This window comes from Bradyrhizobium vignae (genome assembly GCF_900324035.1).
GTDB classification, from domain to species: domain Bacteria; phylum Pseudomonadota; class Alphaproteobacteria; order Rhizobiales; family Xanthobacteraceae; genus Bradyrhizobium; species Bradyrhizobium vignae.
This window is the reverse complement of the sequence record NZ_LS398110.1, coordinates 2359347-2375865: the sequence shown is the minus strand read 5'-3', so window position 1 is coordinate 2375865 and position 16519 is coordinate 2359347. Positions and strand designations below refer to the sequence as shown.

The 16519-nt window shown below is 63.3% G+C and carries 21 protein-coding genes and 2 pseudogenes; 16 read left to right on the top strand and 7 right to left on the bottom strand.

Translation table 11 applies throughout. The features are described 5' to 3' along the window. Nucleotides 1-130: 130 nt before the first annotated feature. From BRAD3257_RS11560 to BRAD3257_RS11525, 7 genes and pseudogenes are all read left to right on the top strand, one after another. Nucleotides 131-913 (top strand): thiazole synthase, encoded by a 783-nt coding sequence (locus tag BRAD3257_RS11560; protein WP_122401928.1) that lies wholly within the window; start codon nucleotides 131-133, stop codon nucleotides 911-913. Next, on the top strand, nucleotides 900-1544 hold the full coding sequence (locus tag BRAD3257_RS11555) for a thiamine phosphate synthase (RefSeq protein WP_122401927.1): 645 nt from the start codon (nucleotides 900-902) through the stop codon (nucleotides 1542-1544). The genes BRAD3257_RS11560 and BRAD3257_RS11555 overlap by 14 nt, the downstream gene beginning before the upstream one ends. Nucleotides 1545-1709: 165 nt before the next feature. Then, complete coding sequence (gene thiC / locus BRAD3257_RS11545) at nucleotides 1710-3608, top strand: phosphomethylpyrimidine synthase ThiC (protein WP_122401925.1); 1899 nt, start codon at nucleotides 1710-1712, stop codon at nucleotides 3606-3608. Nucleotides 3609-3650: 42 nt separating this feature from the next. After that, nucleotides 3651-4712, top strand: a complete 1062-nt coding sequence (locus tag BRAD3257_RS11540) for a TIR domain-containing protein (protein WP_122401924.1) — start codon at nucleotides 3651-3653, stop codon at nucleotides 4710-4712. 58 nt (nucleotides 4713-4770) lie between these two features. Then, nucleotides 4771-5291, top strand: a pseudogene (locus tag BRAD3257_RS11535) (mismatch-specific DNA-glycosylase). A 223-nt stretch (nucleotides 5292-5514) separates the two neighbouring features. Then, nucleotides 5515-6163 (top strand): annotated as a pseudogene (locus tag BRAD3257_RS11530) (glutathione S-transferase family protein). 219 nt (nucleotides 6164-6382) lie between these two features. Then, entirely contained in the window at nucleotides 6383-7075 is a 693-nt protein-coding gene (locus BRAD3257_RS11525) for a glutathione S-transferase family protein (protein WP_122401923.1), read from the top strand. A 118-nt stretch (nucleotides 7076-7193) separates the two neighbouring features. On the opposite strand, the gene BRAD3257_RS11520 is transcribed toward BRAD3257_RS11525, so the two are convergent. Further along, entirely contained in the window at nucleotides 7194-7628 is a 435-nt protein-coding gene (locus tag BRAD3257_RS11520; protein ID WP_122401922.1) for a hypothetical protein, read from the bottom strand. 471 nt (nucleotides 7629-8099) lie between these two features. Between BRAD3257_RS11520 and BRAD3257_RS11515 the strand changes: the two genes are divergently transcribed. The 3 genes from BRAD3257_RS11515 to BRAD3257_RS11505 all read left to right on the top strand — a co-directional run bounded on the left by BRAD3257_RS11515 (nucleotide 8100) and on the right by BRAD3257_RS11505 (nucleotide 9338). Then, nucleotides 8100-8483 carry a RidA family protein gene (locus tag BRAD3257_RS11515; RefSeq protein ID WP_122401921.1) on the top strand — a complete coding sequence of 128 codons (384 nt, stop codon included), beginning with the start codon at nucleotides 8100-8102 and terminating at the stop codon, nucleotides 8481-8483. 143 nt (nucleotides 8484-8626) lie between these two features. Then, on the top strand, nucleotides 8627-8887 hold the full coding sequence (locus tag BRAD3257_RS11510) for a hypothetical protein (protein ID WP_122401920.1): 261 nt from the start codon (nucleotides 8627-8629) through the stop codon (nucleotides 8885-8887). A 199-nt stretch (nucleotides 8888-9086) separates the two neighbouring features. Next, entirely contained in the window at nucleotides 9087-9338 is a 252-nt protein-coding gene (locus BRAD3257_RS11505) for a hypothetical protein (protein WP_122401919.1), read from the top strand. Between the two features lie 87 nt (nucleotides 9339-9425). On the opposite strand, the gene BRAD3257_RS11500 is transcribed toward BRAD3257_RS11505, so the two are convergent. Next, nucleotides 9426-9911, bottom strand: a complete 486-nt coding sequence (locus tag BRAD3257_RS11500; RefSeq protein WP_122401918.1) for a J domain-containing protein — start codon at nucleotides 9909-9911, stop codon at nucleotides 9426-9428. Between the two features lie 111 nt (nucleotides 9912-10022). On the opposite strand from BRAD3257_RS11500, the gene BRAD3257_RS11495 reads away from it, so the two are divergent. The 3 genes from BRAD3257_RS11495 to BRAD3257_RS11485 all read left to right on the top strand — a co-directional run bounded on the left by BRAD3257_RS11495 (nucleotide 10023) and on the right by BRAD3257_RS11485 (nucleotide 11929). Then, entirely contained in the window at nucleotides 10023-10790 is a 768-nt protein-coding gene (locus tag BRAD3257_RS11495) for an SDR family NAD(P)-dependent oxidoreductase (RefSeq protein WP_122401917.1), read from the top strand. Nucleotides 10791-11051: 261 nt separating this feature from the next. Continuing rightward, nucleotides 11052-11300, top strand: a complete 249-nt coding sequence (locus BRAD3257_RS11490; RefSeq protein WP_027572640.1) for a helix-turn-helix domain-containing protein — start codon at nucleotides 11052-11054, stop codon at nucleotides 11298-11300. Nucleotides 11301-11407: 107 nt separating this feature from the next. After that, a complete protein-coding gene (locus BRAD3257_RS11485) occupies nucleotides 11408-11929 on the top strand; it encodes a collagen-like domain-containing protein (protein WP_122401916.1) in 522 nt (173 codons plus the stop codon). A 9-nt stretch (nucleotides 11930-11938) separates the two neighbouring features. On the opposite strand, the gene BRAD3257_RS11480 is transcribed toward BRAD3257_RS11485, so the two are convergent. Both BRAD3257_RS11480 and BRAD3257_RS11475 read right to left on the bottom strand, forming a co-directional pair. After that, nucleotides 11939-12154, bottom strand: a complete 216-nt coding sequence (locus tag BRAD3257_RS11480) for a hypothetical protein (RefSeq protein ID WP_122406501.1) — start codon at nucleotides 12152-12154, stop codon at nucleotides 11939-11941. Between the two features lie 94 nt (nucleotides 12155-12248). After that, nucleotides 12249-12518 (bottom strand): DUF2277 domain-containing protein, encoded by a 270-nt coding sequence (locus BRAD3257_RS11475; RefSeq protein ID WP_122401915.1) that lies wholly within the window; start codon nucleotides 12516-12518, stop codon nucleotides 12249-12251. A 126-nt stretch (nucleotides 12519-12644) separates the two neighbouring features. Here BRAD3257_RS11475 and BRAD3257_RS11470 point away from each other — a divergent pair, with 126 nt between their 5' ends. From BRAD3257_RS11470 to BRAD3257_RS11460, 3 genes are all read left to right on the top strand, one after another. After that, the gene (locus tag BRAD3257_RS11470; RefSeq protein ID WP_122406500.1) at nucleotides 12645-13721 is read left to right on the top strand and encodes an alpha/beta fold hydrolase; all 1077 of its coding nucleotides are present in this window, start codon (nucleotides 12645-12647) and stop codon (nucleotides 13719-13721) included. 166 nt (nucleotides 13722-13887) lie between these two features. Beyond that, nucleotides 13888-14241: a hypothetical protein gene (locus tag BRAD3257_RS11465; RefSeq protein WP_122406499.1), complete on the top strand. Its 354-nt coding sequence runs from the start codon at nucleotides 13888-13890 to the stop codon at nucleotides 14239-14241. A 70-nt stretch (nucleotides 14242-14311) separates the two neighbouring features. Further along, nucleotides 14312-14914, top strand: a complete 603-nt coding sequence (locus BRAD3257_RS11460; protein WP_122401914.1) for an MSMEG_1061 family FMN-dependent PPOX-type flavoprotein — start codon at nucleotides 14312-14314, stop codon at nucleotides 14912-14914. 217 nt (nucleotides 14915-15131) lie between these two features. Here the strand turns inward: BRAD3257_RS11460 and bfr are convergent, their stop codons facing one another. From bfr to BRAD3257_RS11445, 3 genes are all read right to left on the bottom strand, one after another. Beyond that, nucleotides 15132-15620, bottom strand: coding sequence for a bacterioferritin (gene bfr, locus BRAD3257_RS11455; RefSeq protein WP_025034463.1), 489 nt, complete (start codon nucleotides 15618-15620; stop codon nucleotides 15132-15134). A gap of 132 nt (nucleotides 15621-15752) precedes the next feature. Then, the gene (locus BRAD3257_RS11450) at nucleotides 15753-16025 is read right to left on the bottom strand and encodes a (2Fe-2S)-binding protein (RefSeq protein ID WP_122401913.1); all 273 of its coding nucleotides are present in this window, start codon (nucleotides 16023-16025) and stop codon (nucleotides 15753-15755) included. A 162-nt stretch (nucleotides 16026-16187) separates the two neighbouring features. After that, entirely contained in the window at nucleotides 16188-16496 is a 309-nt protein-coding gene (locus BRAD3257_RS11445) for a hypothetical protein (protein WP_122401912.1), read from the bottom strand. Nucleotides 16497-16519 lie beyond the last annotated feature (23 nt).

The following is a 16519-nucleotide window of genomic DNA, read 5'->3' as shown; positions in this document are numbered from 1 at the left end:
CGCTGTCATCGCCCGGCTTGACCGCGCGATCCAGTACGCCGCGGCTTCTCCGCATTGCGGCACGGCCTCGGGAATACTGGACCCCCGCTTTCGCGGGGATGACACCGTCATTCAAGGAGACACCTTCAACATGGTGACCTTCTACGGCAAGACCTTCCCTTCCCGCCTCCTGATCGGCAGCGCGCTCTATCCCTCGCCGGCGATCATGCAAAGCGCGATCCGCGCCTCCGGCGCCAACATCGTCACGGTGTCGCTGCGGCGCGAATCCGCCGGCGGCAAGACCGGCGATGCGTTCTGGAAGCTGATCCGCGAGCTCGACGTCACCGTGCTGCCGAACACCGCCGGCTGCCGCACCGTGCGCGAGGCGGTGACGACGGCCAAGCTCGCCCGCGAGCTGTTCGGCACCAGCTGGATCAAGCTGGAGGTCATCGCCGACAACGACACCCTGCAGCCCGATGTCGTCGGCCTGGTCGAAGCAGCAGGCCTCCTGATCAAGGACGGTTTTGAAGTCTTCCCCTATTGCACCGAAGACCTCTCGGTCGCCAATCGCCTGGTCGACGCCGGCTGCAAGGTGGTGATGCCCTGGGCCGCGCCGATCGGCAGCGCGAAAGGCATCACCAACCGCGATGCGCTGAAGCTGTTGCGCGAGCGGCTGCCCGACATCACGCTGGTGGTCGACGCCGGCTTAGGGGCGCCTAGTCACGCCGCGCAGGCGCTCGAGCTCGGCTATGACGCAGTGCTGCTCAACACCGCCATCGCCAAGGCCGCCGATCCCGTCGCGATGGCGAATGCCTTCCGCCTCGGCTGCGATGCCGGCCGCACCGCCTATGAGGCCGGGCTGATGAACGCCCGCGACTTCGCCTCCCCCTCCACCCCCGTCGTTGGGACCCCGTTCTGGCATGCCGTATCCTGATCGCCACGCGTATCCTGATCGCCACGCGTATCCTGATCGCTTTTATCCCGTCGTCGACAGCCTCAAATGGGTCGAGCGCCTGACCAAGCTCGGCGTCGGCACCATCCAGCTGCGCGCCAAGGAGCTGAACGACGCCGACGCGCTGCAGATCGTCACCGACGCGCTGGCGATCACCGAGGGCACGCAAGCCAAGCTGGTGGTGAACGACTACTGGCGCGCCGCGATCGTCGCCGGCGCGAAGTACTTGCATCTTGGCCAGGAGGACCTCGCCGAGGCCGACCTCAAGGCCATCCGCGAGGCGGGCCTCAATCTCGGCATCTCCACCCATGACGACGAGGAGCTTGCGACCGCGCTCGCGGCAAAACCCGACTACGTCGCGCTCGGCCCGATCTTCTTCACCACGTTGAAGTCGATGCGTTTCGAGCCGCAGGGCATTCCCAAGATCACGGAATGGAAAAAGCGCATCGGCACCATCCCGCTGGTCGCGATCGGCGGCATCAAGTTCGAGCACGCCGCGGAGATCTTTGCGGCGGGGGCGGATTCCATCGCCGTCGTCAGCGACGTCACCCAGAATGCCGACCCCGATGCGCGCGTGCGGCAGTGGCTCGGCCTGTCAAAGGAGGCGGCATGACCGAAACTCTCTCCGCTCGTCATTGCGAGCGAAGCGAAGCAATCCAGAATCCCTCCGCGGAGACAGTCTGGATTGCTTCGTCGCAAGAGCTCCTCGCAATGACGGAGCAAGAATTCACCGCCGTCGCTCAAACGCACGCACACCAGAATTAAACCGGAGGATCCCATGAACATCCGCTCCAACCCCGAGAAGACCGTCCCCGCCGTTACTACCGGCCCGCTGCCCTCCTCGCGCAAGATCTTCGCGACACCGGACGCCGCGCCCGATCTGCGCGTGCCCTTGCGCGAGATCATCCTCTCCGAAGGCGCCGGCGAGCCCAACCTGCCGGTGTACGACACCTCGGGCCCCTACACCGATCCTGATGTCACCATCGACGTCAACGCCGGCCTGCCCCGCAACCGCAAGCAATGGGTGCTGGAGCGCGGCGGCGTCGAGGAATATGAGGGCCGCCAGATCAAGCCGGAGGACAATGGCAGCGTCTCCACCGACAAGGCCGCCCGCGCCTTCTCGGCCTATCACAAGCCGCTGCGCGGCCTCGACGGCCACAAGGTGACCCAGCTCGAATTCGCCCGCGCCGGCATCATCACCAAGGAGATGATCTACGTCGCCGAGCGTGAGAACCTCGGCCGCAAGGCCCAGCTCGAACGCGCGGAAGCGGCGCTTGCCGACGGCGAAAGCTTCGGCGCATCGGTGCCCGCCTTCATCACTCCGGAGTTCGTGCGCTCGGAGATCGCGCGCGGCCGCGCCATCATCCCCTCCAACATCAACCACAGCGAGCTCGAGCCGATGATCATCGGCCGCAACTTCCTGACCAAGATCAATGCCAATATCGGCAACTCGGCGGTGACCTCGTCGGTCGAGGAAGAGGTCGAGAAGATGGTGTGGGCGATCCGCTGGGGTGCCGACACCGTGATGGACCTCTCGACGGGGCGCAACATCCACACCACGCGTGAGTGGATCCTGCGCAACTCGCCGGTGCCGATCGGCACCGTGCCGATCTACCAGGCGTTGGAGAAGTGCAACGGCGATCCGGTCAAGCTCACCTGGGAGCTCTACAAGGACACCCTGATCGAGCAGTGCGAGCAGGGCGTCGACTATTTCACCATCCACGCCGGCGTGCGCCTGCAATACATCCACCTCACCGCCAATCGCGTCACCGGCATCGTCAGCCGCGGCGGCTCGATCATGGCGAAGTGGTGCCTGGCGCATCACAAGGAAAGCTTCCTCTACACGCATTTCGACGAGATCTGCGACCTCATGCGCAAGTATGACGTCTCGTTCTCGCTCGGCGACGGCCTCCGCCCGGGCTCGATTGCCGACGCCAACGACCGCGCGCAGTTCGCGGAGCTGGAGACGCTCGGCGAGCTCACCAAGATCGCGTGGGACAAGGGCTGCCAGGTCATGATCGAGGGCCCCGGCCACGTGCCGATGCACAAGATCAAGATCAACATGGACAAGCAGCTCAAGGAGTGCGGCGAGGCGCCGTTCTACACGCTCGGGCCGCTGACCACCGACATCGCGCCGGGCTATGACCACATCACCTCGGGCATCGGTGCCGCCATGATCGGCTGGTTCGGCTGCGCCATGCTCTGCTACGTCACGCCGAAGGAGCATCTCGGCCTGCCCGATCGCAACGACGTCAAGACCGGCGTCATCACCTACAAGATCGCCGCCCACGCCGCCGACCTCGCCAAGGGCCACCCCGCAGCCCAACTGCGCGACGACGCCCTCTCCCGCGCGCGGTTCGAATTCCGCTGGACCGACCAGTTCAACCTCGGCCTCGACCCGGACACCGCAAAGAGCTTCCACGACGAAACCCTGCCGAAGGAAGCCCACAAGGTCGCCCATTTCTGCTCGATGTGCGGCCCAAAGTTCTGCTCGATGAAGATCACGCAGGACGTGCGGGACTATGCGGCGACGCTGAATGATCCGAACAGCGTGGGCATGTCGATGGCCGGCACGGCCGAAGACGGCATGGCCATAATGAGCGCGAAGTTCAAGGAGATGGGGAGCAACGTTTATCTGGATGCGGAGAAGGTGAAGGAGAGCAATCGGGTGCTGTGATCTCTACTCGTAGTTTGCCATCCTCAGATGTGAGCCTCATCAATGATCTTCATCAGCTATGCATCTGAGGATGAGCCAATCGCATCCAAGCTCTATCAGCTTCTGAAATCGAAGAAGCTTAATGTTTGGATGGACAAAAAGGAGCTCAAGCCCGGACAGGAGTGGGAAACACAGATTTGGCGAGCGGCCACGAGCGCCGATTTCTTTTGTCTCTTGCTTTCACCGCGCTCCGTGAACAAGAGAGGTTTTATTCGCAAAGAGGTGCGCTTTGCGCTGGATAAGTGGAAGGAAAAGCTCCCTGAAGATATTTACTTGATCCCGTGCCGCATCGAGCGCGCTGAACCGCCCTTCGAATTAAAACACCTACAATATACCGACCTCAACACAGATTCGGATTACACAAGCCTTGTCGACCTCCTGACGGAACTGGAGAACAAGCTAGCGCAACGCGAACTGCCGCAATCGGCTGACCAGTATGTAGGGAGGTCCACCAGCTGGCAGACAAGCAGCGTGGACGTGGAATTGGAATTCCCGGAATTTACGTCAACAGACCTCGTTAGACTTAACGCGGCTGTCGATCAGATGGTTTCAAAACTCAAGGATGAGGCTGCCGAATTCAATAGTGATCCCATCGGCGACAACGTTAAGAGCTCCTATCAAAGCAGCTTCAGCGTATTTGCATCCGCACCAAATGTTGTAAGCGTTCTCTTTCTTGTAAGTTGGTACGGGTCTGGGGCGGCGCACCCAAATCACGGATATCGTGCGATTAATTACAACAGGATGAAGGGACGTACATTTTCATTGAAGGACGCGTTCTCAAATCCGGACGAAGCTCTCCAGATAGTATCTCAAGCTTGCCGCCATGATTTGTTGAAGCAATGGAGTCTTCGGGGAGTCCTACCTGACGAAAACTCCGAGCAATGGGTGGGAGAAGGCGCCGGCCCCAACTGGGACAACTTCGAGAACTGCATCTTCCACGACGGATTACTTCGCATCTATTTCGATCCGTACAGTGTTGGACCTTATGCGTGGGGAGCCAGAATTGTGTCTATCGATCTCCCCGATCTGCAGGATCTGCTAGCAGCGGATTTTGTTACAGGTTGACCTTACAGCGGACCCCGGATGAGCAAAGCAACATCCCGAAAACGGTAGCCGAGCCCGGATGCCGCCATACTTGATACTCCGTGACCACCTTCACCGCCTCCCCGACCTCCTCCGCCCCAACCTCCGCCTCGTCTTCGTCGGCACCGCCGCCTCGACGCGCTCGGCGGAGCTCGGGCACTACTACGCCCACCCCGGCAACCGCTTCTGGCGCGCGATCCATGAGGCCGGGATCACGCCGCGGCGCTATCAGCCAAGCGAGTTCGCGTCGCTGATCGAGCTCGGGATCGGCTTCACCGATCTCTGCAAGACCGACGCCGGGATGGATCACCAGATCGCGGCGGAGACGATCGACGTATCAAGTTTCAGGGCGAAGATGGACAAGTACCGGCCGCGGACGATTGCGTTCACGAGCAAGAAGGCGGCGAGCTTGTTTTACGGCAGGCCGTCAGCTGCGATTGCGCTGGGGCGGCAGGCGTCGGATGGGAGTTGGCCGGAGATTTTTGTGCTGCCTTCGCCGTCCGGTCGGGGAGTTGGACACTGGAGCCGTGGCGCGAGCTGGCGGCATGGATCGCTGCGTAGGGTGGGTTAGACGTTGCGGATGCGCGAAGCGCAGTCCGCTCGTCGTAACCCACCGCTTCTGGTCGCCACGGACACACAAGTGGTGGGTTACGCCTTGCACCGCTCCGTGTTGAAGGACCGCGCTCGTGAGCGGCTAACCCACCCTACAAAGACGGGACAGGATGTCGGAATCCAGCCCCGTCGTTCGTCCTCTGTACCAAGCGCGACCCATATGGAGCCCCCCATGCCTCCCACCATCACCGCTTTCGAAAATTCCCCCGACCGCGGCAAGGGCCACGCGCGCGACATGCGGGTGCGCTGGGCGCTGGAAGAGGTCGGCCAACCTTACGACGTTCGCCTCCTCTCCTTCCGCAATGAAGCAGCCGGCGCATCTTGCTCTGCATCCGTTCGGGCAGATCCCGACTTTTGAGGACGGCGATCTCACGCTGTTCGAGTCCGGCGCGATCGTGCTCCATATCGCCGAACACCATGACGGTTTGCTGCCGAAGGATGCCAACGCGCGCGCTCGCGCGATCGCGTGGATGTTCGCCGCGCTTGCCACGGTGGAGCCGCCGATCGTCGAGCTCACCATGGCCATGCTGTTCGAGCGCGACAAGGGCTGGTACGCCGAGCGCCTGCCGATGTTGCACGACCGCGTCCGTGTCCGGCTCGGCGAATTGTCCCGCCACATCAGTGAGGCCGATTGGCTCGACGGCGCCTTCAGCGCCGGCGATCTCATGATGGTGACCGTGTTGCGGCGATTGAACACGTCGGGCCTGCTCGACGAATTCCCTGATATCGCCGCCTATGTCGCCCGCGGCGAGGCGCGGCCGGCGTTCAGGCGGGCCTTCGAGGCGCAGCTGGCGGTGTTCAACGCGGCGTCGCGTCCGTGATTCGTAGGGTGGGTTAGACGCGCGGCTGCGCGAAAGCGCAGGCCGTGCGGCGCAACCCACCACTTCCGTCGCCGCGCTTCCTGAATTGGTGGGTTACGCCTTGCGCCTTCGCGTGTTCAATCACCGCACTCGTGAGCGGCTAACCCACCCTACAAACGCCGCACCCATTGCGTCCATCGCGGCGCCCCTGCATTCTAGGCCCGCCAGAGGAGCCCGCCCATGCTGACCCTCTACTCCTACCCAGACCTCTTCGGTGTCGCCGACAACAACGGCTACGGCCTCAAGGTTTACGCCTTCCTCAAGCTTGCGGGCGTGCCGTTCGTGCATGAGCACGTGTTCGATGCCTCCGCTGCGCCGCGCGGGCAGCTGCCTTACGTCGTTGACGACGGTGAGACCATCGGCGACAGCGAGACCATCATCGCGCATGCGACCGCGAAATATCGCCTGACGATCGATGCCGGCCTGTCGCAGGCCGCATGCCGCACCAATCATTTCGTGACGCGCATGCTGGACGATCTCTACTGGGTGATGTCCTATTCGCGCTGGAAGGACGAGCGCTTCTATCCGGCGTTCCGCGACGCCTTCATCGCGCAGCATCCGCAGATCGATGCTGCCGGCTTCGAGAAGGCCAAGGCCTACAACGCGCAGCGCTATCAGTTCCAGGGCATCGGCCGCTACGCGCCCGAGCAGGCCTATGCGCGGGGGCTCGCCGACTTGCAGGTGCTGGCGGAGATCGTCCCAGTGCAAGGCTTCGTGCACGGCGCGGCGCCGACGAGCGTTGATGCCGGCATCTACGGCTTCATCGCCAACATCTATTTCTTCCCGATCCCGACGCCGCTGAAGGCCTTCGTCGATGCGCGTGAGAATCTCGTTCGGCATTGCGATCGGATTCATGCGATGGTGAGTGCGTAGTCCACGCTCTCGTAGGGTGGGCAAAGCGGAGCGTGCCCACCAACTTCGTCACCGCGAACACAGGAGAGGAATGGTGGGCACGGCGCTTGCGCGCCTTTGCCACCCTAGACACCGTCTTTTACCGCATCGTGATCGCAAGCCCGCTGAGATCCGCATTCGCCATCAGCCCGACCTGCGTGCCCGTCAGCTCCAGCACCGCGCCCTTCTGGTTGGTCAACACGATGGCGCGGGCGCCGGAGCCGACCGCGAGGCCCGCGCCGGCGGCGCCGTAGACGCCGGCGACGTCGGAGGGGCGGTTGATGTTGGAGACGCGGCCGCGCAGCACGGTCTTGGATCCCCCGAACACGAGGCCGTAGTCGAGGCCGCCGGTGGAAAGCCCGTAGGTGCGGCCGCGGAAGTTGAGCACGCCCGAGCCGCCAGACCCGCCGATGATCCAGCCCGCCTTGTAGATCGTCAGCGTCACGAAGCCGCTGTCGGCCTGCGCCGCGGTCGAGAGGCCGGCCAGGGCGGCAATGGCGAGGCATGCGGCGCGAAAGGTGGATGCGAGCTTCATGGGGTCTCCGGGGGCTGTTCTTCAAGGGGGAATCGAATCAGACGCAGCGAATCTATCCGATCGATCGCGGCGGCAACATGATGGGGTGCGGCTGCGCGCCCCGCATAGCCTCGTTCTCCGTCATTGCGAGCGCAGCGAAGCAAATCCAGAATGTTCGCCGCGGAGCCAGCCTGGATTGCTTCGTCGCAAGAGCTCCTCGCAATGACGGGGTCAATGGCCCGTCCTCTCACCACGGGAGGGCCGCGCGGGGGAGAAGCGAAGCACTGCGCAGCACGCCAACCGCCACGATGCCATCTTGCTCCTGTTTTGCCCGACGGAGCAAGTTGATATTTCGCTGTTTCCGAATTTTAAAAATCCTAATGATCTCCGCACGATCGCTACTGTGCATGGGGTTGTTTTCGTACTTTTTGTTTGGAGCGCGCCGCTCCTGCCGTTACGCTCATGGGTCTTAGCCCTTCCTGAGGTGAGCCCATGCCGATCCAGCATTTCGCGCCCCCGCCGCACGTCAAGGCGCCGCCGCTGTCGTTTGCGACGCGCGTCGGCGACCTCCTGTTCGTCTCCGGCATTCCCGGCTTCGATGCCAATGGCGCGCTGCCCGACGGTTTCGAGGCGCAGTTCGCCAACGTCGTGGTCAACATCAAGCGTGTGCTGGGCGAGGCCGGCGCCGGCACGCACGATCTCGTCAAGGTCAACGTGCTGCTGACCCGCGCCTCGGATGTCGCCGCCATGAACGCGCTCTATGCCGGCGCCTTCGGCCCGCCGCCCTACCCGGCGCGGACAACGTGCGTGGTGCACGCGCTGCCCGATCCGAAGATGCTGATCGAGATCGAGGCAGTCGCGTCACTGGCGCGGTGAGCGTGTTGCTTGTCGGGCACGCGGCCAAACCAAATGCTTGGGGAGCAGCTGACATGTCCGTGAACGGCGGCTCCCCGGCTTGCAAAGGACCTGCTTTTACCGCACGAATTTTCAGATCCCACTTCCCCACAAGGAGATACTTCATGCGTCGCGTTTTCGCGCTCTGTGCCGTTGCCGGCATTGCTAGTTCCGTGTTCGCCGTGCCCGCATCCGCGAAGGTCGGCTATTACGTGATCCGTTGGGACAACACCGGCATCTGCCAGGTCTGGAACGAGGACCTGCAGTACAAGCCGTTCCAGATTGGGGTGTCGACCTACAAGGTCGTCAGCAAGCCGCTCCCGACCTTCCAGCAGGCCTCCGACCTCCAGATCCAGATGCGCACCGAGCGCCGCTGCACGCTCTGAACTCAGGCAGGAGATCGCATTTCAAGGGCGGGTCGCGCGAGCGATCCGCCCTCGTCTTTTCCTGCCCGCCTTGTTTGAACCCGATCAGCGCGAGCCGCTACTCACATCTTGTCCGGGGCGCATCCCCCAAAGGCGTCCCGCATCCTCCTCCCGTCATTGTCGGGAGGCGCATCACATCATTCATTTTGAGGAGCTGATCATGCGTCGTCTTTCCATGCTGTGCGCTGCCGCCGGTCTTGCCGTCACTGCGTTCGTCGCTGCGAGCCCTGCCGAAGCCAGCTATCATCTGATCCGCTGGCACGACACCGGCTTCTGCCAGATCTGGGACGAGAGCATCCCGACCACGCCGTGGCCGGCCGGCTATCACCGCGCCAGCGTGACCGTGCCGACCTTCATCGACGCGCTCGCGGTGAAGGATTCCGCGCTGAAGAACGGCCACTGCAGCTGGTAACCATTCGATCGGCGGACGAAGAGCCGGGCAAGGACTCGCATCCTCGCCCGGTTTTTTTGTGTTGCGCAAGCGGGAGCTGACGCGCGCTCACGCGTCCTTGTGCGCGCCGGGATGAATCAGGATGTCGCGCGCGTCGGCGAGGTCGATGAAGGCGTCCGCGCTGCCGCCCTGGTCGGGATGCAGGCCCTTGGCGGCGCGGCGATAGGCCCGGTTGATTTCCTCGCAGGTGAGCTGCACGGCGAGCGGCAGGCCGAGCATCTTGCGGGCGCGATCCTCGCTGGACAGCTGTTTCGGCATGGCGTTGCGGCGGCCGAAGCGCGGGACACTCAGATCGTGCACGACATCGAGCACCACACCGAGACGGCGCTGGGCCGCCAGCATCACGCCGTGCTCGTGATTGTCCACGGCCTGGCGCAGCACCGGAAGCGCCTGCTCGGCGGCCTGGCGCAGCGTGAGGTCGCTGCTCATCCGCGCGATCTCCGCCAGCAGCCGGCCGGCCTCGGCCCAATCGGGCGAGTGCGCCGACCGAAGGCGTTCCAGAGCGAGTTTCCAGGAGTCGAGCCGTTCCATCATGCGCGCAACGTGTAGCAATGAAGATCAGTATGCCAAGGCCGCCGTTTCCGACCCCTTAATTTCGAGTTAGCTTTTCGTGAAACTTCGAAAAGAAATCGGGAGGAATATGTCATGGCCTTGCTCGCAAACCACATCGCCGTCGTCACGGGTGCCGGCTCCGGCATCGGCCGGGCGATCGCCGCCGGATATGCGCGCGAGGGCGCCGAGGTCGTGCTGCTCGACGTCAACGCCGAGACGGTGGCAGACGCCGCGCAGGAGATCCGAACATCGGGCGGCAAGGCCGAAAGCTTTGCGCTCGACGTGACCCGGCGCGAGGATTGCTTCGCGCTGGCGAAGCAGGTCGAAGGCAAGGTCGGGCAGGTGTCGATCCTCGTCAACAATGCCGGCATCACCCGCCGCAACGCCTTCACCGCGGAGACCGAGACGGTGGCGAAGGACTGGAACGACATCATCTCGCTCAACCTCAACGGCGTCTTCAACATGACGCAGGCGTTCCTCGCCCCCTTGCGCGCCAGCAAGGGCCGCATCGTCAATATCGGCTCGATCCAGTCCTTCGTGCATCTGCGCACGCCGAGCTCGGCGGCCTACACCACCTCGAAACACGGCGTGCTCGGCTTCACCAAGGCGCTCGCGGTCGAGCTCGGCAAGGAGGGCGTGCGCGTCAACGCGATCGGGCCGGGCTTCATCGAGACCAACATCAACGCCAATGTGCGCGCGACCAATCCGGCGCTGGTGCAGGCCTTCGTCGACCACACCCCGCTGGCGCGCACCGGCAAGGCGGAGGACATCGTGGGACCTGCGATCTTCCTCGCCTCGGATATGTCGGCCTATGTCACCGGAACGATCGTGATGGTGGACGGCGGGTATCGCACGGTGTGAGGCACGACTCACCCATCCGCATCTGCTGTGATGCCCGTTTGCGCGGGCATCACACGCGTGATCGGCACGAGATAGGTCCGCATCGCGATGCATCTCCCACCAATCGCGGCGGCTTCGCGGCATTCCTGAGGTCAATTGGTGCGATCGTCCCCGGTTAACCCTTCATTAACCAAACCCGACCACCGTGGATCTACGGCTTGGGGGTCGTTGGTTCTCGATCCGCTTCCAACGATGGAAGCGGGCGTTGGTCGGGAGGTGTTGATGACCACTGTTCACGTCGCTGCGTCCGAGCCGGACGCACAGTTCCTTGCTCCAAACCAGATCGTTCCGCTTCTGATCGGCGCCACCGTCGACGAGGTCGAACGTGAGCTCGTGCTCCAGACGCTGGCGCGCTGCGACGGCAACCGCACGCGCGCCTCGCGCGTGCTCGGCCTGTCGGTGCGCACGCTGCGCAACAAGATCAGGCTCTATGCCGCCTCCGGCATCGACGTGCCAGCCTATCAAGACTAGCACGTGCGACGGCGTGCCGATTGATGTTGACCGATCTCACGCGCGCAGAATTGCTGCTGTCGTCAAACGCCGCTAAGTAGCTTGCTTCGGGTGCAGGGAGCAGTGGCGTGGCAGACGATCAGGGACGACGGCAGGGACCTCCGGGCCCGCGCGGGCGGCAAGGCGAGCCGGGACGGCCTGGACCGCAGGGTCATCCGGGCCGGCGCGGCCCCGACGGGACGCGCGGCAAGCCGGGGCCGCAGGGCAAGCCGGGACCGATCGGCAAGGCCGGCCCGCCTGGCAAGCCCGGTCCGCAAGGCAAGCAGGGCGAAGCCGGCCCACGCGGAGCCGCCGGACCACAGGGACCTCTCGGACCGCAGGGGCCGGCGGGGCCGCAAGGCGCGCGCGGCGAGCCGGGTCCGCCCGGCCAATTGCCATCGATCGAGCAAGTGCTGCCGTGGCTCGACCAGCTCTTCGACGCCTGGGACGAACGCCGCCGCCAGCGCGAACGCGAAGCCGCCGAGCGCGATGCGCTCGAGGCCGCCGTCCAGGAAACCGGCGAGGCAATCGTCGATGACGAGAGCGATGACGGCGAAGATCACAAGAAGACGAAGAAGAAGAAAAAGAAGAAGCGCGCTCCCAAGGGCTAGCGGGCGAGGCTATTTCGACCGGTTCTCAGGCCGCGGCAGCATGCCCATGCGCTCGAACTGCCAGCGCATGGCGCGATACCAGAGATAGCCCACCGCCGCGCCGCACAGGCCGAGGATGATCACGTGTGCGCTCGAGAACGAGCCGCTCCACCACATCATCCACGCGGTCCATAGCATCGTGAAGACGATGGCACCTGCTTTCAAAGGAAGAAGGGGGCGGCTCATGGTCGTGCTCCGGGCGATCAAAACCCCGGCCGCCAGCATCGCAAGTTGACGCAGCAGATACCGTGAGCCAGATCACGGAACGCGTTGCTGGCGCTCACGAGCCGAAGCGCAGCCGCGAGCGCTCCTTCGCCTTTTCCGCCTCAACCTCGCGGTCGCGCGCCGGCGCATGCGTATGCAGCGACGTCAGGAGTTTTCGTGCGGCCTCAGAGACCTCGGCCACCGCACGCTCGAACGCCACCTCGTTCACCTGCGACGGCTTGTTGAACCCCGACAGCTTTCGCACGAACTGCAGCGCGCTGGCATGGATCTCATCCTCCGTCGCGGGCGGCTCGAAGTTGAATAGTGTCTTGATGTTGCGGCACATGCAGGATCTCCCGGTGTCAGCCTGAAAGACGATCGGCCGAGCCGAAATCCTACATCCCTCCCCAGACTTCTGCTAAATTCCACCGCAACGCGGCCGCCGACCATGAGCCGCATGGGGGAAATGAACATGAGAGCTTGTCGCGCGGCGCTGTCTGCCATCCTGCTGTCCCTTTCGACGCTGGCTATCTCCACACCGGTCTTGTCCGCCGATTACCCGCCCCCAAAGCAGGGAGACTGGATCGCCAGGGATTTCAAGTTCCACACCGGCGAGATCATGCCGGAACTGAAGCTGCACTACACCACTGTCGGCGAGCCCTCAGGCCAACCGGTGCTGGTGCTGCACGGAACAGGCGGCTCGGGTGCGGGCATGCTGACTCCCTCCTTTGCCGGCGAGCTGTTCGGCGCGGGGCAGCCGCTCGACGCTTCCAAATATTACATCATCATTCCCGACAATGTCGGCCACGGCAAATCGTCGAAGCCGTCCGACGGACTGAAGACGAGCTTCCCGAAATACAACTACGACGACATGGTCGAGGCGCAATATCGCCTGGTGACGGAAGGCCTCGGCATCAAGCATTTGCGGCTCGTGATCGGCAATTCGATGGGCGGCATGCACACCTGGCTGTGGGGCGAGAAATATCCGGACGCGATGGACGCACTGATCCCGATGGCCTCGCAGCCGACCGAGATGGCGTCGCGCAACTGGATGCTGCGGCGGATCATGCTCGACACCATCCGCAACGATCCCGACTACAATGGCGGCAATTACACCAGCCAGCCGCGCATGATGAAATACGCCATCACGGCGTACGGCATCGCGAGCATCGGCGGGACGCTCGCCTATCAATCGCAGGCGCCGACCGCGGCCAAGGCCGACAAGATGGTCGACGAGCGTCTTGCAGCGCCGATCACGGCGGATGCCAACGACTTCGTCTATCAGTGGGAGTCCTCGCACGACTACAATGCCTCAGAGAAGCTGGAGGCAATCGAAGCGTCGCTGCTGCTGATCAATTCCGCCGACGACGAACGCAACCCGCCGGAGACCGGAATCACGGATGCCGCCATGAAGCGGGTCAAGAACGGGCGCCTGTACCTGATCCCGGCGAGCACCGAGACGCGCGGCCACGGCACCACGAGCAACGCCAAATTCTACGCCGAGCATGTCAGGCAATTGCTGCAATCCGCGCCGCAGCGCGCGATGTAGGGATCACCAAGAACACGCCCATATCGCAATGCATCATATGCGGCGCTCCGCCGCCGCATATTATTTGAGCATGCAATGCGCTGACAGCTCGGGCTTAATCGTCTTAACAGTCGAATCGGCGCGCGGACGAATCATGCGCGAATGGCAAGACGCGACGAGGAGGATCATGCACAGGCTGGCACTGTGCATTTGGCTGGCTGCAATGACGGCGCTGACGAGCGCCGCGTTCGCATTCGACAACGGGCAATATGATCACGTTCCGCCGGATATCCGCGCCTGGTTCAAGAGCGTGATCGCGCCGAATGGCGTGCCCTGCTGCGACATCTCCGACGGCCATCGCACCGACTACGACGTGCGCGGCGGCGCCTATTGGGTACCGATCGATGGACAATGGATCGAGGTGCCTGAGCGCGCCATCATTCGCGATCGCGGCAACCCGGTCGGGCAGGCCGTGGTGTGGTACGTCCATCACCGCGGTGCCGTCATTATCAGCTGCTTCGTGCCGGCGGACGCAGTTTAGCGCGTTTGATCTCGTTGGCTGAACGCGCCTGATCGGATAGCTTCGGCCAAACTGAAGCGGAGGCACGCCGTTGAACGATCTGAGCGCCGAAGACCTCGCCACCATCTATGCCAAGCCGAGCCCGCGCGTGATCGCGAAGGCACGGCCCGCGATCGATGCGCATGCGAAGAAATTCATCGAGATGTCGCCGTTCTGCGTGCTCGCGACATCGGGAGCGGACGGGAGCGTCGACGCTTCGCCGCGCGGCGGCGGCATCGGCTTCGTCCGCGTCGCCGGCCCCAACCAGCTGCTGATGCCCGACCGCTCCGGCAACAACCGCATCGACAGTTTCCGCAACGTGGTCGAAGGCTCGGGCTTCGTGCACCTCTTGTTCTTCGTGCCGGGCATCGACGAGACGCTGCGCGTCGGCGGACGCGGCACGCTGTCGGCTGACCCGGAACTGCTCGCCTCGATGGTGGAATTCGGCAAGCCTCCGCGCGCGGTGTTGAATGTCGCGGTCAGCGAGGTCTATTTCCATTGCGGCAAGGCGCTGATGCGCTCGAAGCTGTGGTCGTCGGAGAAGGTGCAGCGCTCGGTGATGCCGAGCATCGTCACCGTCATTCACGATCAGACCGGCCTCGGCGAACCGGCGAGCCAGGAGACCGTTGAAGAAATCTACAAGACGCAGCTGTAGCTAAGGCATGATCCGGAAAAGTGCGAAGCGGTTTTCCGGAAAGATCATGCGTAAACACAAGCTAAAGCGCGATGACGATTCATCCAAATCTCATCGCGCTTTAGAAGTCCGTCATTCCCGGGCTTGTCCCGGGCATCCACGTCTTCGTCGTGCGGCAATACCTGGATGGCCGGGTCAAGGCCCCGGCCATGACGAATGGAGGGAGCCGGGCCGGAGCTTAATGCCCGTCGCCCTCGAGCCCGCCGACGTGCTTCTGGGTGTAGAGCTCGAGGCCGATGCGACCGATCAGATCGAGCTGGGTTTCGAGGAAGTCGATGTGGTGCTCCTCGTCGCTCATCAGCTTCTCGAACAGGTCGCGCGTGACGTAGTCCTTGACGCTGTGGCAGTAGGTCGCCGCTTCTTGATAGAGCGCCCGGGCGCTCATCTCGGCGGCGAGGTCGCACTCGATGATCTCCTTGACATTCTGGCCGATGCGCAGGGGATCGAGCACCTGCATGTTCGGAAAGCCGTCGAAGAACAGGATACGCTCAGTGAGCTTGTCGGCGTGCTCCATCTCCTCGATGGACTCCTTGCGCCAGACCTTGGCCATGTCGAGCAGGCCCCAATTGTCGAGGAAGCGGTAGTGCAGCCAGTACTGATTGATCGCAGTCAACTCGTGACGCAGCGCCTTGTTGAGATAGTCGATGACCTTTGCGTCGCCCTGCATGGTTCACTCCAGCTTTCGCAGTCCAAATCGGCCCTAACCGAATTTAGAACGCTTCTAAATGACTTCGCGGACGAGAGCAACCAGCCACGCGGACGCAGCCGGGGGAAAGCTCAGCCGGTGTTGTGGAAGTTTTTAGCAGGCTGCGAGGGCGAACTGCGCGGGTTCGGCCGTCTCGTCATTGGCAGGCACGGTGTGGCTATGAGGACAGCCGGCGCAACAGGACTGGGCGCAGGGGCCGAGGGCTTCGTCGATGATCGTCTTGATGGTCCGGGCACAGCGACCGCATTCGGCACTACAGCCGAGGCATCCGTAGACCTGCTTGGCATGGCGCACGGCGTCCTCGGACTCGGCGACGGCGGCGCGGATATCATCATCGCTCAGCACGTTACAGGAACAAACGATCATGGAAGCGGAAGGTCCTTCGGTGATGCGCCATCATCGATATTTAACAGGCTGGCCGGATGCAAAAGGAAAAACTGGTATTTGAAGCTATTCCAAACTGGCCCGGTCGACAGCCTAGAACGGCTCTAAAACGAGCTGTTGCGCTGGATCAAGATTGCGGGGGTTCTAATCGCCACCTCCGCCTCCTCCACCATCGCCGCCACCTCCGCAATCCCCGCCGCTGCTGCCGCCATCGCTGCTGGAACAACTGCCGCCGTCAGTCGCGCTCCCCAAGTTGTCGCTGGAGAACCAGCTTCCCAGCGAGAAGCCGTCACTCGTCCCGGAATAACTGTCGCTGCCGCTGCTCCCTCCATCGCTACCGGCCGCTGCGCGGGAGCGCCGTCCGCGATTCTGGAGGTGGATGAACCAGCCGTAGCCGATCGCGAAGACGATTCCGGCAGCAATCAATGCATTGACCATCGCGTTGCCCATCATCGTCTCCTTGGCGGAGTTGCGTC